Below are 24,004 nucleotides of genomic sequence, written 5' to 3' on the forward strand. Positions count from 1 at the left end.
CAATCTCGTTACTTCTGCGCGCGGGACGCCTGGTCACTCTGCACAGCGGCGGGGTTCGTGGGGCCGATGGCATCGGCGCGGAACGCCACACCGCTGCGATCGCCTTGAGCCCACGGGATGGCCACCAGTCCCGACACCGACACTGGCTGTGTCACTGTTACTTTCGGATCCCCAGCGACGGTGACATTGAGCACCTCACCGCCGCTGTCATCGAGCGCCAGCAGCTGCGCGGCGTAGAGCGGTACGCCGGTAGCGGTGTCGACTTTGGGGCTGCCGGTATCGAAGTTCAGCCGTGGTTCGGCCGCCCGCGTGACGATGAACCGGGTTCCTGACGTGTCGATTCTCAAACGCATTGTCCTGCTGTTCCTTTCGTGATCTGTCTGCGCCAGGTGAGGCGCTGGACTCAGTTCACATGGACACCGCGGACGTTGCGAGGACGTTTGCAGGCATTGCCGACACGACCCAGACATTTCCGACACGAGAGGGACATGACGCCGGACATCTGCGGGACATCACCGACCCAGTTTGAGACCGGCGCGTGGCAAACTAGGAACCACGGGCTGGGGACGGACAGGGACGACACGGGAAGATGTGCGCTGAGACGACAGACAATCAGGACGGCGATGCTGGCACCGCAGCAATCCCGAACGATCGCCTAGCACAACGGCTACGGACCAAGGGGCTGTCCCATCGGCGGTTTGCCACGGAGGCGGGTGTGGATGTCAAAACGGTCCGTCGCTGGTTGGCCAACGCCACCTACAAGGTCCGCGACGATAACGCCCACCGTGCCGCCGAGGTACTCGGCTGTACCCCGCACGACCTGTGGCCCAATCAATTCCAACCCTCCACCGCACGCGCGCTGGCGACAAACCCGGGTGGGCCGTTCACTGCGACGCTGTACGCCAGCCGCACCCAGTTACCGATCACTGCGTGGCAGCAGCATTTCGCCGACGCCGCCACAGGTATCGACATACTCGTCTTGGCGGCCACGTTCCTGTTCGACACGCTCGACGGATTTCTCGACACCCTGCTCGCCGCCGCCGCCCGTGGTGTTCAGGTGCGATTCCTCATTGGTGACCCCGACACCGCCGCCACGATCCTGCGCGGTGAGGAAGAAGGCATCGGCGAAGCCGTCATCGCACGCTGCCGCACCTCCGTCGAACTGCTCGCTCCGCACGCCGGCACACCGGGGCTGCACATCCGTACCCACGACACCACGCTGTACACGTCAACCTTCCGGGTCGACGACACCATGATCGTCAACTTCCACATCTACGGCTCACCGGGACGCAACAACCCTGTGCTCGTGCTCTCCCGCCACCACGAACCCCGACTGTGGGCCACCCTCGAACAAGCATTTGCCCATATCTGGGACAGTGCCAACCCACTGATCAGGAAAGGCTGATTCTGGAATGCGGACCGATTACTACAACGACCCCGACGCCCCCCAGCCCAACAGCGTGGTCCCGTCCGCCTCGGCCATCGTCACCGACGAACAAGGCCGCATTCTGTTGGTCAAACGCCGCGACAACACCCTGTGGGCGCTACCCGGCGGCGGGCACGACATCGGCGAAACGATCGCAGGCACCGCCGTGCGCGAAGTCAAAGAAGAAACCGGTCTCGACGTCGAAGTCACCGCCCTGGTCGGCGTCTACACCAACCCGCACCACGTCGTGGCGTTCACCGACGGTGAAGTCCGCCAACAATTCTCCCTGTGCTTCACCACAACCCTAATCGGCGGTGAGCTAGCCATAGACCACGAAAGCACCGACATCGCCTGGGCCCATCCCGACGACATCCCCACCCTGGATATGCACCCGTCGATGCGACTGCGCATCGACCACTACCTCCAACACCGCGACAAACCCTATCTCGGCTGAGCCACCGCGGTTAGAGCCAGTCGCGCACTCGCTGGACCGCGGCTAACAGCTCCTCGCGGCCCGCATCGACCGCGCGATGCACCGGATCCTCGGGCGCGTAACGAGTCAATACGTCGCTTAATCGATCATCGGCTGACACCGGCGACCCGTCCGGCCCGGTCGTCAAATCACAAAACGTCAACGCATCCAGAACGTCGCTGGGCGGATCACCGAACTCTGACAACCCCTGTAGACCGCGCTCGGATGCCTCCACATGCGCTCCGGTATGAAACGCGACCAGAGACGCAACCAGCTTCCCAAATCCGGCCGATCGAACAAACTCCGCCCCATCGAGCGGATGAAACCCCGTCCGGCGCACCGACGGCGCGTAGCCGATATCGTGCAGCCACGCCGCCGCCACCAAACAATCGGCAGTCTCTGCGTCGAAATGCCGACCAAGCTGCTGCGCTGCCGCCACCACACCCCGCACATGCGCCAACCGCCCAGGCTGCCCCACCAACCGGGCCTCGGCCTCCCGCCGCGCACGCTGCGCCAGAACCCCGCTCACACCACCAGCCTACGAGTCTCATCGCCGCCGCGCAGACCCACAGCTGATGCTCAGCGCAGCCGTGACCGCACAGGCCCCGCAGGAATCTGGCGGCTACCTGCGGGCTTCGCTCCGCTCCCTTTGCTCCCGTCCGCTGGCGCTGCCGTCCGCGCCGGTCGCTACGCTTCGCCCTCCGTCCGCCGCCCCACCAGCTGTCTACGACCAGTCAGCGCCCACACCTCAAAGGCCTCAGCACCCCGGGTCTCACGACAACCCAGACCTGTCCTCGCTCCTCGCCGCGCCGAGCTGCCGTGGCAGCAGGCGCGCAAACGCTCATACACCGCCTCCGACCTACGGTGTGAGAACTTTCTCTACTGATATCGAGGTATCCGAAACAGATTCCAGGGCAGCGTTGCTCACAGCCGCCACAGTCATGGCGGGGGATCAGTGTTCATGCTCGTCGACACCGGTGACCGCAGGCGCCGGCGCCTCCTTACCGATGCGTTCACGCGCCTCGGCCATCACGTCGGCGAGCTTGAGCCGGGCCGACTCGGCAGCCCTTTCGGCCTGCCGAGTCCCGCGCAGACCCAACTCCGTCGCCGCCACACGGGCTTGATGAATCGGCGCCTTGCCCACCACCTTGCATAGCAGCTCGTAGGCGCCCACCCCGACAACCCCGGCGAGTACCATCGTGCCCGACTTCCCGAAGGACTCCTGGATCTCCACCGCCATTTTTTCTGCTGGTTGGCACCCGTTCACGCTATCCTGCGAAGACTATGTCGGTTGCCGCGCCGACCGACCTGTCGCGACGATCCTCGTCTCACCGTGAGTCGTAATACTCTCGGGTGTCTTGCCCTGAGCTGTAAGTGGTTTGGTGCGTCCGGCGCGCACACCGTTGACGACGACGATGACCTCGGTGAGCTCGTGCACCAGCACCACCGCGGTCAGGCCGAGGAACCCGAACAACGCCAGCGGCATCAGCACGGTGATGATTCCCAGCGACAGTCCGACGTTTTGCCGCATGATCCGCCGCGAGCGGCGCGCGTGCTGCAGCGCTTGGGGCAGGTGGCGCAGGTCTTGGCCCATCAACGCGACATCGGCGGTTTCGATGGCGACGTCGGTTCCCATCGCCCCCATCGCAATTCCCACATCCGCGGCGGCCAGGGCCGGAGCGTCGTTGACGCCGTCGCCGACCATCGCGATCGGTCGCCGGGCACGCAGCTGTCTGACCTGTTGCGCCTTGTCCTCAGGGCGCAGTTCGGCATGCACATGTTTGATTCCGGCTTGGGCCGCCAGAGCGGCAGCGGTGGCGTGGTTGTCGCCGGTGAGCATCGCCACCTCGTAGCGGGCGGCGCGTAGGGCGGCGATGACCTCGCCGGCTTCGGGGCGTAGTTCGTCACGCACGGCGATGGCCCCGAGCAGCAGCGTGTCGCGTTCGACGAGGACCACTGTGGCCCCGGCTTGTTGCATGCGCGCCACATCATCGGCGAGGTCGGCGGGCTCGAGCCAGCCCGGGCGCCCCAGCCGCACAGCATGCCCGTCGAGTTGGCCGGTCAGCCCGGCCCCCGGGACGGCTTGCACGTCGCCGGCGGCCGTCGGGGCTGGGGCGGCGGCGAGGACGGCCGCGGCCAGGGGGTGCTCACTGCGGGCCTCCAACGCGGCGGCCACCGCCAGCACCTCCTCGCGAGTGGCGCCGTTGGTGGTGGCGATGTCGATGACAGCAGGCCGGTTGGCCGTCAACGTTCCAGTTTTGTCCAGGGCGATCCCGCCGATGGTGCCCAGCGCTTCCAGCGCGGCGCCGCCCTTGATCAGCACGCCGAGTTTGGAGGCGGCGCCAATGGCGGCCACCACAGATACCGGCACGGCGATGGCCAGCGCACACGGGGAAGCCGCGACCAACACCACCAGAGCACGTTCGACCCAGATCAACGGGCTACCGACGACAATGCCCGTCGCGGCGATCAACGCCCCGGCGATCATGATGCCGGGCACCAGCGGTCGCGCGATGCGATCGGCCAGCCGCTGGCTGGCGCCTTTGCGGGCCTGTTCGGCTTCCACGATGTGCACGATGCGCGCCAGCGAGTTGTCCTCTGCGGTCGCGGTGACCTGCACCTGCAGCACTCCCGAGCCGTTGATCGAGGCGGCGAACACGTCGTCACCGGGTCCGGCCTCGACCGGCACCGATTCGCCAGTGATCGCTGAGACGTCCAGGGTTGTGCGCCCGGCACGAATGATGCCGTCGGTAGCCAGGCGTTCCCCCGGTTTGACGATCATCTGATCACCGACACGCAGGTCGGCGGCGGCGACCACGGTTTCGATGCCCTCGCGCAATACGGTGGCCTGATCCGGCACCAGCGACAGCAGGGCACGCAGGCCACGGCGGGTGCGCGCCACCGCGTATTCCTCCAAGCCCTCGCTGATCGAGAACAAAAACGCCAACATGGCGGCCTCGCCGACCTGACCCAGTGCGACAGCGCCCGCCGCGGCGATGGTCATCAAGGTGCCCACGCCTATACGGCCCTCGGTCAGTCGTCGCAGACTGGAGGGCACAAACGTCGAGGCCCCCACCGCCAACGCGAAGACCTTCAGTCCCAGCGCGATCGGCCCAACTGGGGTGACCCATGCGGTAACCACCGAGGCGCCCAGCAGCACCCCGGACAGCGCGGCTCGTCGCAACTTGGAGACTTGCCAGAGCCGTTCCGGCTCGCACTCAATGTCATCGTGGTCGCAGCCGCAGGCATCGCTCACCACCCGCGGTCGCTGCCCGGCGACGACAGCCGCCGGACGGCCCGATAGCGTTCGCGCGGTCCAGTCGATGACGCTGTGCACTACACCGCGGATGTCAGCCGAGTGCGGGGCATACGCGGGCACCGACGCCGCGGGGATGTGCTGGGCATCGGCGATCGCCGACAGCACGGCAGCACTGTCGCAGCGCCCCGGCGAATACCAGATCACCACCGATGCCGTTCGCGGATAGGCATATACGGCCCGCACACCGGTCACCTTGCCGACCGTGTCCTCGATCGCGGCGGCCCGCACTGCGTCGAACCGAAACCCACTGGTATGCACCCGCATCCGGCCCGCCGCGTCGGATACGACGGTCAGCTTGGCGCCGGCATCAGGGCGAACGTCAGTGGTCAGCATCATCAGCCTCCGTGGTGGTGGTCGTCGCCGGATTTTGCCGCCGCCTGCGGTGGCCGCTTGCCCGCTTTGCCGGGACGCTTGCGAGGCTCAAGTTCCGCCGCCGCCTGCGGTGGCCGCTTGCCCGCTTTGCCGGGACGCTTGCGAGGCTCAAGTTCCGCCGCCGCCTGCGGTGGCCGCTTGGCCGCTTTGCCGGGACGCTTGCGGGGCGCAGGTTCAGCCACCGCCGGCGGTGCAACTTCCTCCTCGACTTCCTCACCGACGCGCTCTCGCGCCTCGGCGACCACGTCGACGACCGCGAGTCGAGCCCGCTTGACGCTTTTCTGGGCCTCACGGGCAACGCGCAAACCACAGGCGCTAGCGGAAACCGTCGCCTCCCGCCAGGGAACCTTCGCCCATGCCCTGCCTACGGCCTCAAACGCCGCAGCCCCCACAAAACCCGCCGTGGGTGCCGCCTTCGCCGAAAGTCCGTGCTTCACCATCCCGACCGCTCCCTTCCAAACGTTGCGCCATCACAGCGCTGCGGGCAGTCACAGCCCCCGCCGCCACCTTCTACTTCTGACCCCGGCCAACTCTCGGTGGCTGGCATCACGCCTCAATCACCTGCCGCACGTGCCTGAACGAATGACTGCTACCGACAAATGTCGTGTTCGTCATGCCCTGCTCCCAGCCGTCACAGGCCCGTCATCGGTCGGCGTGGCGATGCCCACCTCAATCGGCTCGTCCAACGAGACCCCCGTTCCAGCTCCGTCAGGGCGGGCGTTGGCCTTGGTGCCGTAGGTGGGGCACAGTGCCACCGCGTTGCCTGTCACCGCCAAGACGGCTTCCGCGGCGGCGAATAAGTCCAGCAGTTCGGGCACGGCCAGCGCGTAAAACACCTGCCGCCCCTCGGGTCGGCCGACGATAAGTCCACAGTCACGCAGGCACGCCAGGTGTGAAGACACCGTCGATTGCGGCAACCCCAGCATGCGGGTGAGGTCGACCACCCGCGCTTCCCCATGGGCGAGGTGGCGGACGATCGCTAGCCGGGTCCGATCCGACAGGCCATGAAACAACGCGACCGCGTCCGCCAAATCCTTACGCGGTGACGCGGCGGGCGGGACAGCATCGAGACTTTTCATCGACATAACCCGATGATAGCGGCCCAGCTAATTGATTACAAGCCTTCGGTGTCAACCGTCGCACATGGTGGCGGCTTTGACGTGACGCGATCACAACACCGAACTGGCCACGATGACCGACCGATTCACACTTGCACAACCGCTGACAGAGTCGGCGAATCGCGTGCGGCCCTCGCGTCCCTTCAGCAGGAGCAATCCTTGCCGCGTCAGGAGCGGATGCCCTGCCAATCGCGACGGCGGCGACCGCCAGCCCGATCGCGGGGTCGAACCACCAACCGCCGGACCAGCTGGCGATGATCGCCAGACCGACCAGAGCCGCGGCGGCCGCCGAGCCCAGCCCGCCGCCAGTATGTGGTTCGCCCGACCCACGAGCGGCATCACCACCAAGGCGACGCCCGTCAACTCGCTCACTCGCTCGGTTTGGTGCTGTGTTGATGCAGGTTGGGCACGCCGTCCCGGATGCCCTGCATTATTTGCTGAGCAGGGGGACGGTGTGGTCCTGACACCGGGTGATCGCAGGAGCAAGAGAGGCTGCCAAAGGGACTGGGATCGGCGGTGGCTCGGGCCGCCACGCTCAACGCGATACCGGCACAAGCGAGGAGAGCCATGAAGAGCCTGAAGCACTTCGCTGTGGCGTTCGTCGTTCTGAGGAGGAACTTCCCCGGCCCTGGTCCGGGCTGGGCATCCGATTCGCTCCGTTGATGCGCATAGCTCCTGCCTCGTTCTCGGATCACGGGCGGTGCACTGGCCCGTGTGGTCCGGCGCAGTGCTCGCCGCCGTTGTCGCCATCGGCGACAGTGTGGTCGACTTGCAAGGTGGTGTGCTCGAGACCGAACTCGTCGTGCAGCACCGTTTCGATGTGGGAGCGAACCATGCGGGAGTCGGCGTCGTCAGCGACGAGTACGTGCGCTGAGAGTGAAGGTTGGCCTGACGTGATCTGCCAGACGTGCAGGTCGTGCACTTCGATCACCTGCGGTACTGCGACGACCCTGGCGCCGATCTCGGCCGGATCCAGGTTCGCTGGGGCGGCCTCTAAAAAGATCCTGCCAGATTCGCGGAGCAGCCCCCAGCCGGCGCGCGCCATCAATGCAGCCACAAGCAAGGCGGCAATGGCATCGGCGCGGGCAAAGCCAGTCACCCACACCACCAGACCGGCAACCGCGGTGCCGATGAACGCGTATAGGTCGTTGAGGATGTGCTGAAAAGCGCCTTCTACGTTCAAACTGGTGCGGTTCGCGCGGCTGATCGACCAGGTAGCGCCAATGTTCACCACGATCCCGGCCAGCGCGGTGAACAGCACCAGCGGGCCCGCAACTTCTGGCGGGGCGATAAGCCGACGCACCCCCTCATAGAGGAACCACGCCGTCAGCAACAGCAGTGTGATCCCGTTGGCCTGTGCCGACAGGATCTCCACCCGCTTGAAACCGTAGGTGTAGCGGCCCCGCGCCGGACGGTCAGCCAGCCGGATCGCGATCAGCGCCAACATGATTGACGCCGCGTCGGTAAGCATGTGGCCGGCGTCGGAGATCAACGCCAGCGAGTTCGCTACAACGCCGATAACCACCTCGACGCCCATGAAAGCGACGATCAAACCGAGCGCGGTTGCTAGCCATTTGCGGTCCGCGTCCGCGGACACCCCATGGCCGTGGTCGTGAGCTTGGCCGTGTGCGTTGGCCCGCTCCACCGGGGGGCGGGGCGCTTGGCACCTGGGATCAGTGGTGTCCACCGCGATAACCTCCGTGGCGGCCACCGTAATAACCCTCGCCGAACAACCCGCCTAGAAAGCCTCTCGGGCGGGCGCCCTCGACATACACCGGCTGCGCCGGGTACTGCTGCTGCGGCGGATAGGGGCTCGGAGGGGATTGGGGTTGCTGCTGGGCGGAATAGAATTTGGCTTCGGCCTCGGCGAGCTGCTCAAGCTCGCCGCGGTCCAGGAATATGCCCCCGCAGCCGGTGCATTGATCGATCGTCACCCCGAACCGCTGCACCGGCAACATCTGCGATACACACCGCGGACACTGCAGGGGCGACTCCCTGGTCTCGGCTGATCCGCGCTCATCGTTCACTTGACCTCCCGGTGCTGATCGCAGCAACGTCCACAGGCTAACAAATAATAGAATCATTCGCATGTATGAATGAAAGTCGCGCGTAAGGTCGTCCTGGGCTGACCTGGCTGACGCCGGTCAGTGGGAGGATGCGGGCGCGGGCTCGGGCGTGAATATCGCGCGAGCCGCCACACTGTCACGTCGACGGGCATGCAGCAGACTGGCAGCCGCCACCGTGAGGCAGGCGGTCGCCGGCAATATCAGGGCGTGGTCGCCGATTCGGCCGCCGATCACCGCCCCGGCGGCGCCGCCGCCAAGGAACAACACCACCGTGGTGACCAGAACCGTGGCCTTCCACGTGTCGAGCCCGTGACGACGGCTGCGGCCCAGCATGAAGCCGAGGTCGGTCATGGTGCCGGTGAAATGCGTGGTACGGATCGTCATCCCGCGAAAATTCGACGTCATGCCGTTTTGCAGCCCACACGCGGCGGCGGCCAGCAACACCTTGATTCCCGCAAGTCCCCCGGCGGTCGCCGCGAGCAGCAGCGCGGCTTCGCCGACCAGGACTGCAGCGTGGCGCGGGCCGGTGTTGGTCCGCGTGCCACCCAACATAGCGCCGGCGCCCGCGGCGCCACACAGGAACCCGAACACGATGAGCACGATCATGCAGCTCTCATACAGCAGCGGATTGGCTGAATCCATGCCCAACTTGGTGGTCAAGGCGGTCAGGTTGCCCACTGGGAACGCCAATACCAGCAACGCCACCGAATTGACGAACCCGGCGACTGCGGCCAACAGCCCTCCGTAGCCGAGAACGAGTAACCGAGTCGGCCAGTCTTTAGACGTGAGCTTTTGCGGCATCGTCTCTTTCATCTCCAGTGATCGGCGCGACGCTAACGCGAGCGCCTCAGCAGCGACACCACCATAGCCGCCAAACGAAAATCCTCGCCGAAGCGAGCGACGGTGCTCCCTGAATGCGGCCCATGCGCTGACCCAGCGGCTCGTGTGGTTGGCGCTCTTGCATGCGCAAATTACTATATGTTGCTATGGGGTTCAACCGGTCCTCTTCGCGGTCTGCTCGTTGTCGTGTTAGCGGTGCCCGGGCTGGGATGGCACCGCTGACGTCGCGATGCGAAAATCCCGAGGGGATTGACGAGCTGCTGGTTGTTCGCATTGGGCTGCAAGGCCCGTCGGTGTCGCAGTTGACCGCGATCCGGCGGCAGGAAATCCTCAACCTTGTCGGCCGATCAATGAGCAACCACCACCGGGGTGACCTGTAATGCGCAGGCACACGTTCGCCACTGGCGGGACGCGAGGACCGGAATGAACCCGTTCTCGGCGAAGCGGTCGATGATCACTGCTGTTGTGTTGTCGGCCGCCGGGCTGCTCTGCGCGCCGCCAGCATGGGCGGATCAAACAGATGACGCGTTCCTCGCGACGCTTGAAAGACACGCGGTCGTCGTGACCGACGCCAACACCTCGATCGCAATGGGACACGCCGTGTGCGCGGGACTGGACAAAGGCCAAACGCCTATCTTCGTGGATCTGTCGCTGGTGAAGGACACGAATCTGTCGGCACATGAAGCCGGGTACTTCATCGGCGCCTCGGTAACGTCCTACTGCCCGCAACATAAGAGCGAGCTCGACGGTTCGGCGTTCTAGCCCGATGCCCGCGTGAAATTAGGTTAGGCGCGGCCCATTGCGTCCGGTGCGCCGGCCACTGTCTGTGCCACAACTCGCGCTGTTGGGGCCGGCGTCCGGGTGCGCGGTCTGATCCGCGATGTGGGCTATTCATCCGATCTGACCGCCCGGATCTCTGAGGCGAAGACTTCACCGGCAATGTATGTCGATATTGCAATGCGTCTATGTTAACGTCGGTTGGTGACGCGGTGAACGTCTGCCCATCAGGGGCAGACCCGGGAAGGAAGGAACGAAGAGTAATGCTGCACGGGTTATTGGGTAAGGCGGGCGCGGCGGTGTTTACCGGCTTGGTCGGCGTGAGCGCCTACGAAGTGGTGAAAAAGGCGGTGGGTAAGGCGCCGTTCCGCCGAGCTGCGGTCGCAACGACGGAGCTGGGTTTGCGCGGGACACGGCGCGCTGAGGTCGCGGCGGAGTCGGCGCGCCTGAAGGTGTCGGACGTGGTCGCCGAGGCCCGTGAGCGCATTGGCGAAGAGGTGCCGCCTCCCGCCGCTGCCGACGTCCACGACCACGACCACTGATCGCTCGATATGACCGTTGTCGATGACACCGTGTTGCCGGTCGTGTCGGATGCCGGTGGGCGGATGCGGGTGGTGGTCCCATGGGTGCAGGCGAATTCGCGTCGCGCTGTGGCGGTGGAAGAGTCAGTAGGACGGCAACACGGCGTGCGGGCGGTGCACGCCTATCCGCACACTGGTTCGGTGGTGGTGTGGTATTCGCCGAGACGTTGCGACCGTTCCGCAGTGCAGCGGGCAATCGCGGAGGCCGCCCATATCGCCGAAAATCTGATTCCGGCGCGCTCACCCCGATCAGCCGATGTGCGTAACACCGAGGTGCTGCGCATGGTGATCGGGGGGGCGGCGCTGGCCCTACTGGGCGTGCGCCGCTACGGGTTCAAACGGCCACCGCTGCTGAGTCCGACCGGTCAGCTGGTGGCAACCGGCGTGACCATCTTCACCGGGTATCCGTTCCTGCGCGGCGCCTTGCGTTCGCTGCGGTCAGGCCGCGCGGGCACCGACGCGTTGGTCGCTGCGGCCACCGTGGCCAGCTTGGTGCTACGCGAGAACGTGGTGGCGCTTACCGTGTTGTGGCTGCTCAACATTGGTGAGTATCTGCAGGATCTGACCGTGCGGCGGACTCGGCGGGCCATCTCCGAGCTGCTGCGCGGCACCGCCGACACCGCCTGGATTCGCCTGAATGACGGCAGCGAGGTTCAAGTCTCGATCGACACCGTGGAGATCGGCGATCAAGTGGTAGTGCACGATCACGTGGCCATCCCGGTCGACGGTGAGGTGATCGACGGGGAGGCGATTGTCGACCAGTCCGCGATCACCGGGGAAAACCTGCCGGTCAGTATCACCGCGGGATCGCCGGTGCACGCCGGTTCGGTGGTGGTGCGTGGACGGTTGGTGGTGCGCGCCAGTGCGGTGGGCAGTCAAACCGTGATCGGACGCATCATCACCCGCGTCGAAGAGGCGCAACTCGATCGGGCACCGATTCAGACTGTCGGCGAAAACTTCTCCCGTCGTTTCGTTCCCGCCTCGTTCATCCTGTCTGCGCTCACCTTAGTGCTGACCGGGGATGTGCGGCGCGCGATGACCATGCTGTTGATCGCCTGCCCGTGCGCGGTGGGATTGTCCACGCCGACAGCGATCAGCGCCGCAATCGGCAACGGCGCCCGCCGCGGCATCCTGATCAAGGGCGGCTCCCATTTGGAGCGGGCCGGCCGGGTGGACGCGATGGTGTTCGACAAGACCGGCACGCTCACCGTTGGGCGCCCAGTGGTCACGAATATCATTGCGTTGCACAAGGATTGGGAACCAGAACAGGTCTTGGCCTATGCGGCCAGCTCCGAGATCCACTCGCGTCATCCGCTGGCCGAAGCGGTAATCCGCTCGACCGAGGAACGCCGCATCACCATTCCCCCACATGAGGAATGCGAGGTGCTGGTGGGACTGGGCATGCGCACCTGGGCCGACGGTAGGATCCTGTTGCTGGGCAGCCCGTCACTGCTGCGTGATGAACGTGTCCGCATCTCCAAGAAAGCTACGGAGTGGGTCGACACGCTGCGCCGCCAGGCCGAAACCCCGCTGTTGCTCGCGGTGGACGGCAAGCTGGTCGGGTTGATCAGTCTGCGTGACGAGGTCCGCCCCGAGGCGGCCGAGGTGCTGAAGAGATTGCGGGCCACCGGGATACGCCGGATTGTCATGCTCACTGGCGATCATCCCGAGACCGCTGCAGCGGTCGCCAACGAACTCGGTATTGAGGAGTGGCGCGCCGAGGTGCTGCCCGACGACAAGCTCGCAGTGGTGAAAGCCTTGCAGGACGAGGGTTACGTCGTGGGGATGGTGGGCGACGGTGTCAACGACGCCCCAGCGTTGGCGACCGCCGACATCGGGATCGCCATGGGATTGGCTGGCACCGATGTGGCCGTCGAGACCGCCGACGTCGCTCTGGCCAACGACAATCTGCAACGTCTGCTCGACGTCCCGGACCTGGGTGCGCGTGCGGTCGAAGTCATCCGGCAGAACTACGGCATGTCGATCGCCGTGAACGCCGCTGGCCTGCTGATCGGCGCCGGCGGCGCACTATCGCCGGTGCTCGCCGCGATTCTGCACAACGCGTCCTCAGTCGCAGTCGCCACCAACAGCTCCCGGCTGATCCGCTACCGCCTCAGCGATACCGCCTTGGGTAATGCCGGGGACCGCGGCACTACTACCCAGGGTAGTCTGCAGTTGCCAGGCGGCTCGGTGCGTCCGCTGGTGGCCCAAGAATCATCCCGTTGACGGCGTCACTTCGGATTCACACCCTTGGGCTCGCCCCTCGTCCTGCGAGCCCAAGGTCGTGAGTTCGCAAGCAATGCTCGTCGAGGAACGAGCTGCGACCGCCAGTTCATGACGGTCTGCTACCCGGCCCCGCGGTAGCACCAAGCGTCCAGCCGCGTCCAAGATGGATCCAGGCGCTGAAAGTTGAAATCCTGCACCGGCATACTTGGTTGGATCAGCGAGTGTGGCGGTCGTGGATGCCTTTCGCCCGCGCCCGTAAAATGGCCAAATGCAGCCAGTGAGGTACTTTGTGACAAATTCCGGTCCGGCCAATGGTCCGGGCGAGTTGCTTGACGATGCGTGCTGCGCAGCGTCCGCGCAGAATGCGCCGGCAGTGTTGGCCGCAGATGCGGGGTGGCTGCGTGCGGCCGGCGCGGCCCGCGCTCTGGCGTGGGTGAGCCTGGTCTTTCTGGCCATTGAGGCCGCCGTGGGGCTGTGGCAAGGCTTGGCTGCTGGGTCAGTCGCCCTGACCGGCTGGGCGCTGGGTAGTGTGGCCGAGGGTCTGGCCGGCGTGGTGGTGATCTGGCGGTTCACCGGATCGCGGATGCTGTCGGCGACGGCTGAGCGCAGCGCCCAACGCGGTGTGGCGGTGTCGTTTTGGATGACAGCCCCCTACATCGCCGCCGAATCGGTGCACCATCTGTTCGGTGAGCGCCATCCCGACACCAGCGTGATCGGCATCGTGCTGACCGCCTTCGCGGTGCTGCAAATGCCGCTCCTGGGCCGCGCCCAACGAATTCTCGGTGCGCGATTGGACTCGGCGGCCACCGTGGCCGAAGGCACCCAGAATTATTTGTGCGCTGTTCAGGCTGCCGCGGTGCTCATTGGCCTGGCGACGACCGCAAACTGGTCCGGCGGTTGGTGGCTCGATCCGGTGATCGGGCTGGGCGTTGCCGTCGTCGCGGTCTGGCAAGGCTTTCGATCCTGGCGAGGTGAGGACTGCGGCTGCTAACCATCGATGCAACGCCAGCAACCACGGCCGTCGCGGGTGAGACCGCAAGCTGAATCGATGCACGTGCATTGCGCAAGCCCGCCGATGCCGACCTCCCTTTCTCCTGCGGCTCGGGCGGTTTCGGCGAGCCCGAGCAAATAGCCGTCACCGATGTTTACCCGTTGGTGGTGGCTATCGACGGCATTAGGGTCGTACGATCTAGCGGCCGCGCCCACCGCCAGTATCTTCGAGCTCCGCGTCGTAGGCGCGTACCAATTCCACAGCCGCCACATCGATCAACCGGTGCCCGAGCACATCGGCGCGCAACAACACCTCACCGTCGCGGCGCTCGAAGCTGCGGAGGTCGATTGTGTTCTTGGCCAACACAACTCGCTGCGCGGCGTACTCGTTGATGGAAGGGCTGCCGATAAACACCCGCCGCCGACCTACCCCGGCCACGATCCCAGTCACCCGCGGATGATCGTCGGCGCCCCGCAGTCGCACGATCACGTCCTCCACGCGGCCTACAGCCTCGCCGGAGCGAGCCAAAACCGGCGAACGCAGCAACTCCGACAAGTGGATCACCGGCCGCGCCGCGTCGTGCTCGACCGCAGCCTGTGATGCATTCATTACATTCTCCTCAAACGCGATAGAGCCGCCAGCGGTCTGCACTCAGGGCTCAGGGCCCCATACTGGCGACCCGTGGTGTCCAATCCAGGGCCAGGTTCGCAGACGTATCAAGCTACGGCTGTACGGGCCGATAAGCATGCGCCCACACCTGCGTCGACGGCCACCGCCATGAGCACACCACTGCGTCTATGGTCGGCCGCAGAACCTGGTTACCTACCCCATTACAACCACGCCCAGCAAATCATCGGCACAACAATCCTCGCCACGATCGCCGCGATCACGGTGGTGACATCATCATCATCCGCATCATCCAACGTCGACGGGGCCGAGAACGATCGAACCGGGTTCGCCGGCGATAGCGCGTGCCACCCGGTTACTGTCTGCTGAGAAATGCACGACGGTCATCGGTAGGCCGATTGCAATCAACTGTGTGATTGCCGAGTTCGTTGGCCGAGCGTGGTACTGCTTGCTGAGGTCCCCGAGCCCACGCACCTGCGGCAGTAACCATGGGGCACAATCGTATACACCCCGGCAGCGCGCTACAGATGACACCGCGCTGCCTCCTTAGCCCCGATCGCGGCCAAGGTTCACGCAAAACACCCCGAGGCTGAGGCCAAGGACTGGAGGAAACTCAGTGATCTGGTGCGGAAGGATCGTCGGCACCACGCGTCGCACCCAGGCTGTGCTTCGCAGAACCGATGCTCCGCCGTGCATCGGTGCCTGCTTCCCCAGCGGTTTCACACGAATAGCGCACGTTTGGAAGACCTGCACTCCACCAGCAGAGCGCCCGAACAGCACCTGCTTGATCGTGCTGTTGAGGTTGTCGGCGTCGCCGTAGTAACGGAACGAATCTGGTTGTTTGGTGATCTTCGTCCGGCAGCGGCTTACGAGTGGTCTTTGCGCCAGAGCGCTTCGGGGTCGGCGAGTCAACGACCACGGCTACACGGATCCCGGGCCATCGCAGGAATGGGTTAACTACCAGCGACTGACTGTGACGAGGTGAACGCCACGGCAGCACGTAGGGCCAAAACCGGCGCCCAACGCCTGCAACACACCACGCAGGGGCCTGCAGCATCGTTGGTGCGCCGAGCTGCGGCGGGTCATACCTCCAGCATCACGCCGAACATGATGGCCATGCCGGAGGCCATGAATGCCTGGCATAGCGTTCCCCAGTCCCCGAGGAGCGTGGTGTGCTGCGCAGGGTTCGCTTTCCGCTGGGCGAAATAGTGATACAGCCAATACACTGCGGCACTTGCGAATCCGACCGCCGCGATCCAGTTGAGGGTAGTGATCCACCAGGGTTCGGCTGTGTGGGGTACCGATATGTCCATACCCGGCATCTTCATTCCGGGCGAGCTGGGCATTGTGTGGTCGGGTGGGTGATCGCGCCGGCCCAGCGGGCCGCCGCGCATTACCGCGTACAGCCAAGCTACCGCCGCCATCATGTTGGCGTGGTAGCCGTTGGTCAGTCGGCCATCGTCGCCGGAGAACACGTGGGCAGCCACCAGCACGAACCAGACGGCCGCCGCGAGGAAGAAGGCCATCGGCCCGAGTGTGGGGAGTTCCATTCCGACCGGCCAGGCCATCGCAACCATTCCCGCGCACATCACTATGTGCAGCAGGCGTTCGACTGTGCATATCCATCGTTCACGTTGCGCGACAAGGCCGTACAGGTGTCCCGCGAAGCTGGCGCCGAAGAGGACGCTAACCGTCCACCGCAGCGCGAGGTCGCCAATCAAGTTCCGCTACACCGCATGCTCGGGACTCCTCTGCGCTGCGCCGGCACCGTTGGTCGTCTCCTTTGGCTGGATTCACGATTAAGGGGTGTCATGGCCGCTGAGCTACTCGCAGACTGCAGACCACATGTCAAGCGTCGCGGCCAAAGCGGCGAAGTCGCAGCGAGTTGGTCACCACGCTGACCGAGGAAAATCCCATCGCCGCGCCTGCGACGATCGGGTTTAGCACGCCGAGCGCGGCGAGGGGAATTGCGGCGGTGTTGTAGCCGAACGCCCAGCCGAGGTTTTGATAAATAGTGCGCAGCGTCAGCCTCGAGAGCTCGATCGAATGGACGACGCCGTCGAGCCGGCCGGACATCAGCGTGATATCGGATGCCTCGATGGCCACGTCGGTGCCGGTGCCGATCGCAATGCCCAGATCGGCCTGCACCAGGGCGGGCGCGTCGTTGACGCCGTCGCCGACCATCGCGACCACGCGGCCCTCGTCTTGGAGTCGGCGCACCTCGGTAACCTTGTCGTGCGGCAACACCTCAGCCAGCACCTGCTCGATGCCGACCTGCTTGGCGATCGCGGCCGCCGTGCGGGTGTTGTCGCCGGTGATCAATGCGACATGCAGCCCCATGGCGCGCAGTTGATGGACCACGTCGGCGGCGTCGTCTTTGACGGTGTCGGCCACGGCGAGCACACCCACAACTTCGCCGTCGCGGCCGACGAAAACCGCGGTGCGGCCTTGTTCTTCGAACTCCGTCGCCGCTGCGGCAAGGTGTTCAGGCAACTTCACGTCGTGCACATCGAGGAGCTTGCGCCGCCCGACCACCACGGGTCGGCCCTCTACCTCGGCGCGCACTCCGTGCCCCGCGAGGTTGGTGAACGCCGTAGCGGCCGGGATCTCCACCCCCCGTTCGTGTGCCCCGGCGACGATCGCCGCGCCGATGGGGTGTTCGGAGCCCGATTCGACCGCGGCGGCAATTCGCAGCACCAGATTGGGCTGACGGCGCTTGTCGGCAATCACGTCGGTGAGTCGCATCTGGGCTTGGGTGAGGGTGCCGGTCTTGTCGAACACCACGGTGTCGATCTTCTTCGAGGCTTCCAGCACCTCACCGCCCTTGACCAGGATCCCCATGTCGGCGCCGCGGCCAGTGCCGACCATGATCGCGGTGGGGGTGGCCAGGCCCAGCGCACACGGGCACGCGATGATCAGCACCGCGACCGCCGCCGTCATGCCGGCGACCGGGTTGGCGGCGAACAGCGTCCAGCCCGCAAACGTCGCCACGGCCACGCCGAGGACAGCTGGCACGAACACCGCCGAGACCCGATCGGCCAAGCGCTGCACCGGGGCCTTGCCGCCCTGGGCCTGTTCGACCAGTCGCACGATCTGCGCCAGCGCGGTGTCGGTCCCTACGGCGGTAGCGCGGATGGTCAGCAGCCCGTCGGTGTTGACGGTGGCCCCGGCAACATGGTCGCCCACCGTTTTTTCGACCGGGACGGACTCGCCGGTCAGCATCGACTCATCAACGCCGGCACGCCCGTCGACGACCTCGCCGTCGACCGGGATCTTCTCCCCCGGCCGCACCCGCAGCAGGTCTCCTACTTGCACCTGATCGATTGGCACAAGGAGCTCCTGGCCGTCGACCAGCAGCCGGGCTTCTTTGGCGCCCATTTCCAACAGCTTGCTGATGGCCTCGAGCGTCTTGCCGTGGGCTTTGGCTTCGAAATAGCGGCCCAGCACCACGAACGCGATGATCAGCGCCGAGGTGTCGAAGAACAGCGGCCCGCCAACGAGGAGCTGATAGGTGGAGTAGATGAACGCGGTCAACGTGCCGAGTGTGATCAGCGTGTCCATGTTCGCGGTTTTCTCCCGCGCCCGTTGGGCCGCCCCCAACAGGAACGGCCACCCGGCTATGAATTGGACGGGCAGCGTCGCGGCGAAGGCCAACCACCCCGCCCACGGGGACGCGGCGAAGAACATCGTCAAGCCAGACGCCAGCAGCCCCAGCGGCCAGGCCAACCAGACCCGCCGCAACCAGGCCCGAATCCCACGCTGGGCCTCCTCGCGCGGCGAGGGCTGACCCTCGGTAACCGGCGCGAGGTGATAGCCGATACCTTTCAGCGCCTCTCGTAGCCTCTCGATCTCCGGCGGAGCTTCTGACTCGTCACTGTGCAGGCCCAGCAGCATCCGCCCGATCCCGCCGACGACCTTCCCCACGATGCCGCCATTGCCGATATCAGCCGACCGCGAAACAGGCGCCGGCTCCGAAGCGGCAGGGCTGCGCTCCACCTCGGTGATCGCCGACAAGACGGCGCCGGTGTCGCATCGCTCGGGCCAATATCGGATCACAACGGATGCCGTGCGCGGATACACACGCACGGTGCGTACACCAGATAGGTTGCCGACCGTCTCCTCGATTGCGACGGCCCGGCCTTCGTCCATACGAAAGCCGTTGGTGTGTATACGCATCCGTCCTGCCGCGTCGGACGCAACGGTCGGGCCCACATCTCGCTGAGCATCAATTGTCAGCATCAGTGGTCCTAGTCTTCCGAGTCCGCCGCGGCTGGGGCGCAACTTCCTCGTCCGCCACCGCTGACAGCGGAGCTTTCTCCCCGCTGCGCTCTATCGCCTCGGCGAACATGTCGGCGGCCGTCAATCGAGCCCGCTCGGCCTTCTCCTCAGCCGTGCGCACGCCGCGAACACCACAGGCCATTGCGGAAACCGTTGCCTCCCGCCACGGAGCCTTCGCCACCACTCGGTGTAGCGCCTCATACGCGGCGAAGGTCAACACGTGGGGCGCCGCCTTCACCAAAAACCCATGCAATGCCATCTCGCACGCTCCCTTCGCAATCGTTGCCCCGGCATGGCTCACGCCTCGGCGGCGCGGGTCGCGTCAGCTGACGGGCCACCCCCAAGGTAAGGGTTGCCCCAAGGGCAAGGTCAAGGGTTAGGTCGCACCAGCGCCGAGGTCGGATTCATCGAGTCCGACGGTTCAACTGCACTGGATTATTCGACCTCTGATGCATAGGTGAATCAGCGCCCGTGCTAGGGCCACCCCGTGGATTTAATGCTATGGCGTTTCATCGGCGAGCTGTATCTGGGCGCGGGTGCGGGTGCCGGTCTTGTCAAACACGACCGTATCGATCTTCTTCGAAGCTTCCAGCCGCCGCTCGATCTCCGGCGGATGGTCTGGCACTCCATGGCGCAGGCGTAATTGCGTTCGCCCTATCCCGCCGGTGACTTTGTCCACTATGCCGCCGTTGCCGAAATCAGCCGAGCGGGGGGCATGCGCGGGCACCGACGCGGCGGGGGTGTGCTGTGCATCGGTGATCGCCGACAAGACGGCAGCGGTGTCGCAGGCAGCGGGCGAATACCGGATCACAACGGATGCCGTTCGCGGATAGACACGCACGGCACGCACACCGCTCAGCTGCCGACCGCATCCTCGATCGCGACGGCCGGGACCGTGTAGATACGAAACCCGTTGGCGGACACATGCATCCGCCCCGCAGCGGCGGATACAACGGTCAACCCAACATCCCGGTCAGGATCAACGGTCAGCATCAGTGATCCTGGCCTTGTCAGTCCGCCGCGGCGGGGGCGCAACTTCGTACGCCGCAAAACTCACCAGGTGGGGCGCCGCCTTCATCTCGCACGCTCTCCCGTCGCTTCGCGTTAGCCGACGAGCAACCCCAAGGTATGGGTTGCCCCCGGGGCAAGGTCAAGGGTTAGGCCACACCGGCGCCGAGGCTGGATTCATCGAGCTCACGCGGGTCCTAACTGGACCCCATCGTTCGTACGTGCGCCGTAACGAAAGACGTTGAAACGCACTTTCTTACGCAATTTCAGTGCGGTTGAACGAAAGCCGACGGCCCGCGACGCGGGCGGGCGGGCGGGCGGGCGGCAAAGAATTACGGCACTGCGCCTTGACCTTGCCCTTGAGGCAATCCCTACCGTTGGAGTCACCGGCGGTGATGCCTCCACCGTAGTCACGCGAAGGAGGCGAACATGAGCTGAGCGACAACGTAATTAGGCCTCGTGGTCCCCGTAGGCCACTGATGCGGCGCACCCACCAACGCCGTAAGCAGATTCATCGATTCGCTACATAGTCCATCACTTCACACCGATCCTTCGAGCACCAGCGCCGTAGCGAAACATTCTGCGACGCAACGGCTCACGTCACAAGACCGACCACGGCATCGCCCGCCCGCGACGCCGTGGGAACCCTAGCAGAATGGAAACCCCTACCATGTTCACCGGCACCACTAGCCACGCCGGTGCCCTGGTCACCGCCATCGTGGTGCTAACCGGCGCCGCAATTCTGAGCGGCGGCGCAGCAGCGGCCGACCCAAACCAGGACGACCAGTTTCTGGCACTGCTCGATAAAGCAGAAATCCCCGCCCTCAAGAACGTTCCGAGCCTCATCGCCACAGCCCATAAAGTCTGTCGCAAACTCGATGGCGGCATGCCGGTGGATGCCTTAGTCGACGAGATGGTGAACAACGCGTATCGCATCGACCCGCCCGAGCGCCTATACGCTCCCGGCCGCCTCGCGCGCACCGAGGCCCGATTCATTACCGCGGCAGTGGAGATCTACTGCCCGTACCACCGGGGCAAGATAGCTTCCATCATGGCTAATCGCGCGCCGGGATCGAGGCAACCGACGCACCGGCTCGCCGCGTACGCGCATGACACAGTCACCTCAGGAAGCGATCTGCGGGACACGCCGCCGGGGTTGGACATGACCAATATGCCGGCGGCGGGCCGCACAATGCTCGCCTCACTGATCGGAGCGGTTCCCGCGGGGGATCCCCTCCTACCGAACCCGCCGCAGATTCCGGCGCCACCGCCCCCGACGGCGCATATCCTGGCACCGCCCCCGCCGATAGCCGCACCGCCGCCACCAAAACAATCGCCGCCGCAACCGCAAGAGGTGGAGCCCCCTGCCGATGCTCCTCCGGGGGGCCCTGCCGGCGGCGGTGGCAACGGCGGTGGCGGCATCGGCGGCGGAGGCAGTGGTGGCAACGCCGGTGGCGGTCCGGTGGAGCCGTCGCCGGCGCGACCCATGCCTCCGGGCTTTGTCAGGCTCGCACCGTGAGAGGCTGCCGCGGCGTACCCTTGACCTTGCCCCTGGGGCAACCCCTACCGTTGGAGTCACCGTCGACGTTGCCGTTCGCGACGGAGCGCGGCGTCGCCGGACCACTCTTGCAATTCAGCTGGAATAGGAGGAAGGGGAAACGGACTCGTCGGCACCGCGCCCCTAACGACCAATGAGTGAGGCAGCTGCATCCGGGACTCGCACGGCTACGCTTGAACCTCGCAGCTGGGAAGGGTCATCGATAGCGGCCGCCGTCCGTGAACGGACCCTAGTGACGCACACCATCGGTGACGCCGCCAAAGCCATTGGCGTGTCCGCCAAGGCCATCCGGATCTGGGAAGCCAAGGGCCTGCTGCCGCCTGCTGAGCGCACCCAAGCCGGCTACCGGCTGTTCAGCGACCACGACATCGCGATCCTGCGGTTCATTCTTCGGGCCCGGACCCTCGGCCTGACGTTGTCGGAGATCAAAGACATCCTCGACCTGCATCGCCACGGCACGGCGCCCTGTGAGCAGGTCACCGCCCTGCTCGACAAGCACATTCGCGACATCGACCGCGCCATCGCCGACCTACGCGCCCTACGCACCACCCTGACCACCGCGCTACAAACCGCCCGCAGCGATCAACGCCGCGGACGCGCTGCCACCGTCTGCCGCATCATTGAATCCCCAACGGCATAAGGAGACCACCTACGAGGCCGGGGTCGATCAGAAATTGGTCGTCAGGTGTGCATGGAGTTGGCGTAGACGAGCCGCACGCAGCGGCACTTCCGTGAGTGCGGCATGGTGCCGTAGGTGCTGTGCCGGTGAAGGGCGGCGTGGACCTCACCGATGCAGGCCTTGGGGTTGTCGGCCCAGTCCGGGTTCTCGCTCATATCGAGCATGAAGTCGGCGTCAAACTCGTTGTCGCCGACGGCGGGGTCGATGATGGTGCGATGCGCCCACGAACCTTGCGGCCTCTTGCCGGTAATCAGCGAGTTGCACATCCTAAGCAGGGATGACGAGTCGTTTCGTGCTGTCGCCGAGCAGTCGCGTGCCGAGGACTCTTTCCGGCATCCAGGCGGCGAGTATGGCGTCGCCACGCCAACTGAGATCGCCCATCTATGACGCGAAAGCGCTGCGGCAAGCATTGATCGGCGCACATCGACCCGAAGTGCGAAGACCCGCAGCGTGCCGCTCCTACGTACAGCACGCCGGCGTCAACTGAGCGAACCGGCATTCCGCGAGACACGTGACCGACAAGCATCCACTGAAGACGCCGTTCGGTGTTCGGTATAGACCGAACACCGAAAGCATGCGAGGATCTACCCATGACAGGATCGCTCCGCACCGAGATGAACGCTGTCGACGAACTCGCCGACGCCGTGGCCGCGGTGGGGCTCAAGTTCGTGCGCGCGAACGAAGCGAACGATCTGCACGCGGACGGGGTCCTCGTCTTGCCCGACAACCGCCAGCTGCTCGTCGAGGTCAAAACCTCGTCACTAATGACCACAAAGGGCCTGCGGGACCAGCTGCAACTGTGGAGTCACCAACTGCGCGCGAACACCGTCGGCGTGGTCGTAGCCAACCGCATTACGGCCGATGCGCGCGAAGAGCTCCGCGCTGCCGGCTGGAGCTGGTTGGACACTCGCGGCCACCTACGGCTCGCCGCCAATGGACTGCTGGTAGACGCGAACGTGCCGGCTGCCATGCGCGCGCCACGCCGGCGCGAACCGTTCGCCGGTCAAGTTGGCATCGAATTAGCGTCAGCCATGCTGCTCACACCCGACCGCGTGGTCTCCATTCGTCCCCTCGCCACGCAGATCGACCGCGCCCCCAGCTCGGTATCCGACACGATTGCCGCGTTCCGCGACGCCAACCTGATCACTCCGGCCGGGCACCCTAGAACACCAGAGCTCTTCTGGGAGTTAGCGTCACGGTGGAAGCCCACCGACTTCGCCGTCGCAAATGAGCCGCGAGAGGGTGGCCTGCTTAATGCACTGCGGGTGAATCTCGACGACTTCGACAAGCCGGGATGGGCGCTCAGCGATTCGCGCGCGGCCGCCGTATACGGCGCGCCGATCGCGATCAGATCAAACCATCCACCGGTGCTCTACGTTCCCGACCAGCAGGTGATGCGCCGCGCAGCCAAACTGCTCGCACCCGCGCGCGAGCACATCACGCCCACAGCCGTCGTGCGTGTTGCACCCACGCCCCTGGTTTGCATATACCGGCAAGATCCAGTGGATTTTCCCGGCAACGGGAACAGTGAGTACTGGCCCATGACCCGCCCCCTATTCGTGGCTCTCGACCTGGCCCAGGACCCAGGTCGAGGGCGCGAGATACTGGATAGCTGGACTCCCCCAGAGCCGTGGTCTCGTGTCTGGTAAACAGCTTCAGACCCCTC

The 24,004-nt window shown here is 65.4% G+C and carries 22 protein-coding genes and 2 pseudogenes; 9 read left to right on the forward strand and 15 right to left on the reverse strand.

The window, feature by feature from the left end:
• Positions 1-8: 8 nt before the first annotated feature.
• Positions 9-353, reverse strand: coding sequence for a hypothetical protein (locus QGN30_RS16295; protein WP_014380001.1), 345 nt, complete (start codon positions 351-353; stop codon positions 9-11).
• Between the two features lie 236 nt (positions 354-589).
• Between QGN30_RS16295 and QGN30_RS16300 the strand changes: the two genes are divergently transcribed.
• Positions 590-1,405, forward strand: a complete 816-nt coding sequence (locus QGN30_RS16300) for a helix-turn-helix domain-containing protein (protein WP_019733121.1) — start codon at positions 590-592, stop codon at positions 1,403-1,405.
• A gap of 7 nt (positions 1,406-1,412) precedes the next feature.
• Positions 1,413-1,880 (forward strand): NUDIX hydrolase, encoded by a 468-nt coding sequence (locus QGN30_RS16305; RefSeq protein WP_014379999.1) that lies wholly within the window; start codon positions 1,413-1,415, stop codon positions 1,878-1,880.
• A 10-nt stretch (positions 1,881-1,890) separates the two neighbouring features.
• Here the strand turns inward: QGN30_RS16305 and QGN30_RS16310 are convergent, their stop codons facing one another.
• The 8 genes from QGN30_RS16310 to QGN30_RS16350 form a co-directional block, all read right to left on the reverse strand.
• The gene (locus QGN30_RS16310; protein ID WP_033712782.1) at positions 1,891-2,427 is read right to left on the reverse strand and encodes an HD domain-containing protein; all 537 of its coding nucleotides are present in this window, start codon (positions 2,425-2,427) and stop codon (positions 1,891-1,893) included.
• 423 nt (positions 2,428-2,850) lie between these two features.
• Positions 2,851-3,132, reverse strand: a complete 282-nt coding sequence (locus QGN30_RS16315; RefSeq protein ID WP_369798138.1) for a DUF1490 family protein — start codon at positions 3,130-3,132, stop codon at positions 2,851-2,853.
• Between the two features lie 48 nt (positions 3,133-3,180).
• Positions 3,181-5,547, reverse strand: coding sequence for a heavy metal translocating P-type ATPase (locus tag QGN30_RS16320; RefSeq protein ID WP_224120009.1), 2,367 nt, complete (start codon positions 5,545-5,547; stop codon positions 3,181-3,183).
• Positions 5,548-5,552: 5 nt separating this feature from the next.
• Entirely contained in the window at positions 5,553-6,029 is a 477-nt protein-coding gene (locus QGN30_RS25750; RefSeq protein WP_075362272.1) for a DUF1490 family protein, read from the reverse strand.
• A gap of 171 nt (positions 6,030-6,200) precedes the next feature.
• Complete coding sequence (locus QGN30_RS16330) at positions 6,201-6,674, reverse strand: ArsR/SmtB family transcription factor (protein WP_014379994.1); 474 nt, start codon at positions 6,672-6,674, stop codon at positions 6,201-6,203.
• A gap of 724 nt (positions 6,675-7,398) precedes the next feature.
• Positions 7,399-8,304 (reverse strand): cation diffusion facilitator family transporter, encoded by a 906-nt coding sequence (locus QGN30_RS16340; RefSeq protein WP_014379993.1) that lies wholly within the window; start codon positions 8,302-8,304, stop codon positions 7,399-7,401.
• A gap of 76 nt (positions 8,305-8,380) precedes the next feature.
• Entirely contained in the window at positions 8,381-8,665 is a 285-nt protein-coding gene (locus tag QGN30_RS16345; RefSeq protein WP_014379992.1) for a TFIIB-type zinc ribbon-containing protein, read from the reverse strand.
• Between the two features lie 186 nt (positions 8,666-8,851).
• A complete protein-coding gene (locus tag QGN30_RS16350) occupies positions 8,852-9,574 on the reverse strand; it encodes a YoaK family protein (protein WP_033712808.1) in 723 nt (240 codons plus the stop codon).
• Positions 9,575-10,036: 462 nt separating this feature from the next.
• Between QGN30_RS16350 and QGN30_RS16355 the strand changes: the two genes are divergently transcribed.
• The 4 genes from QGN30_RS16355 (at position 10,037) to QGN30_RS16370 (ending at position 14,188) form a co-directional block, all read left to right on the forward strand.
• On the forward strand, positions 10,037-10,375 hold the full coding sequence (locus QGN30_RS16355) for a DUF732 domain-containing protein (RefSeq protein WP_014379989.1): 339 nt from the start codon (positions 10,037-10,039) through the stop codon (positions 10,373-10,375).
• Between the two features lie 278 nt (positions 10,376-10,653).
• Positions 10,654-10,932 carry a DUF1490 family protein gene (locus QGN30_RS16360; RefSeq protein WP_014379988.1) on the forward strand — a complete coding sequence of 93 codons (279 nt, stop codon included), beginning with the start codon at positions 10,654-10,656 and terminating at the stop codon, positions 10,930-10,932.
• A gap of 9 nt (positions 10,933-10,941) precedes the next feature.
• On the forward strand, positions 10,942-13,197 hold the full coding sequence (gene ctpC, locus QGN30_RS16365) for a manganese-exporting P-type ATPase CtpC (protein WP_033712784.1): 2,256 nt from the start codon (positions 10,942-10,944) through the stop codon (positions 13,195-13,197).
• A 268-nt stretch (positions 13,198-13,465) separates the two neighbouring features.
• Positions 13,466-14,188, forward strand: coding sequence for a cation transporter (locus QGN30_RS16370; protein ID WP_196236150.1), 723 nt, complete (start codon positions 13,466-13,468; stop codon positions 14,186-14,188).
• A gap of 210 nt (positions 14,189-14,398) precedes the next feature.
• On the opposite strand, the pseudogene QGN30_RS16375 reads toward QGN30_RS16370, so the two are convergent.
• The 5 genes and pseudogenes from QGN30_RS16375 to QGN30_RS16395 all read right to left on the reverse strand — a co-directional run.
• Positions 14,399-14,797 (reverse strand): annotated as a pseudogene (locus QGN30_RS16375) (PRC-barrel domain-containing protein); the annotation flags it as partial.
• Positions 14,798-15,897: 1,100 nt separating this feature from the next.
• Positions 15,898-16,536, reverse strand: coding sequence for a DUF5134 domain-containing protein (locus tag QGN30_RS16380; RefSeq protein ID WP_019734354.1), 639 nt, complete (start codon positions 16,534-16,536; stop codon positions 15,898-15,900).
• Between the two features lie 127 nt (positions 16,537-16,663).
• Positions 16,664-18,991, reverse strand: a complete 2,328-nt coding sequence (locus tag QGN30_RS16385) for a copper-translocating P-type ATPase (protein WP_085989686.1) — start codon at positions 18,989-18,991, stop codon at positions 16,664-16,666.
• Positions 18,992-19,040: 49 nt separating this feature from the next.
• On the reverse strand, positions 19,041-19,352 hold the full coding sequence (locus QGN30_RS16390; RefSeq protein WP_019734356.1) for a DUF1490 family protein: 312 nt from the start codon (positions 19,350-19,352) through the stop codon (positions 19,041-19,043).
• Between the two features lie 408 nt (positions 19,353-19,760).
• Positions 19,761-20,086 (reverse strand): annotated as a pseudogene (locus tag QGN30_RS16395) (cadmium-transporting ATPase); the annotation flags it as partial.
• Between the two features lie 685 nt (positions 20,087-20,771).
• Between QGN30_RS16395 and QGN30_RS16400 the strand changes: the two are divergent.
• Together QGN30_RS16400 and QGN30_RS16405 are read left to right on the forward strand one after the other, a co-directional pair.
• Positions 20,772-21,620, forward strand: coding sequence for a DUF732 domain-containing protein (locus QGN30_RS16400; RefSeq protein ID WP_075362388.1), 849 nt, complete (start codon positions 20,772-20,774; stop codon positions 21,618-21,620).
• A gap of 271 nt (positions 21,621-21,891) precedes the next feature.
• Positions 21,892-22,299 (forward strand): MerR family DNA-binding protein, encoded by a 408-nt coding sequence (locus QGN30_RS16405; protein WP_019733678.1) that lies wholly within the window; start codon positions 21,892-21,894, stop codon positions 22,297-22,299.
• A 41-nt stretch (positions 22,300-22,340) separates the two neighbouring features.
• Here QGN30_RS16405 and QGN30_RS16410 read toward each other — a convergent pair whose 3' ends face one another.
• The gene (locus tag QGN30_RS16410; protein WP_019733677.1) at positions 22,341-22,604 is read right to left on the reverse strand and encodes an SMODS domain-containing nucleotidyltransferase; all 264 of its coding nucleotides are present in this window, start codon (positions 22,602-22,604) and stop codon (positions 22,341-22,343) included.
• 324 nt (positions 22,605-22,928) lie between these two features.
• Here QGN30_RS16410 and QGN30_RS16415 point away from each other — a divergent pair, with 324 nt between their 5' ends.
• A complete protein-coding gene (locus QGN30_RS16415; RefSeq protein ID WP_019733676.1) occupies positions 22,929-23,987 on the forward strand; it encodes a hypothetical protein in 1,059 nt (352 codons plus the stop codon).
• Positions 23,988-24,004 lie beyond the last annotated feature (17 nt).

This window comes from Mycobacterium sp. 3-98, assembly GCF_035918355.1.
GTDB classification, from domain to species: Bacteria; Actinomycetota; Actinomycetes; order Mycobacteriales; family Mycobacteriaceae; genus Mycobacterium; species Mycobacterium intracellulare.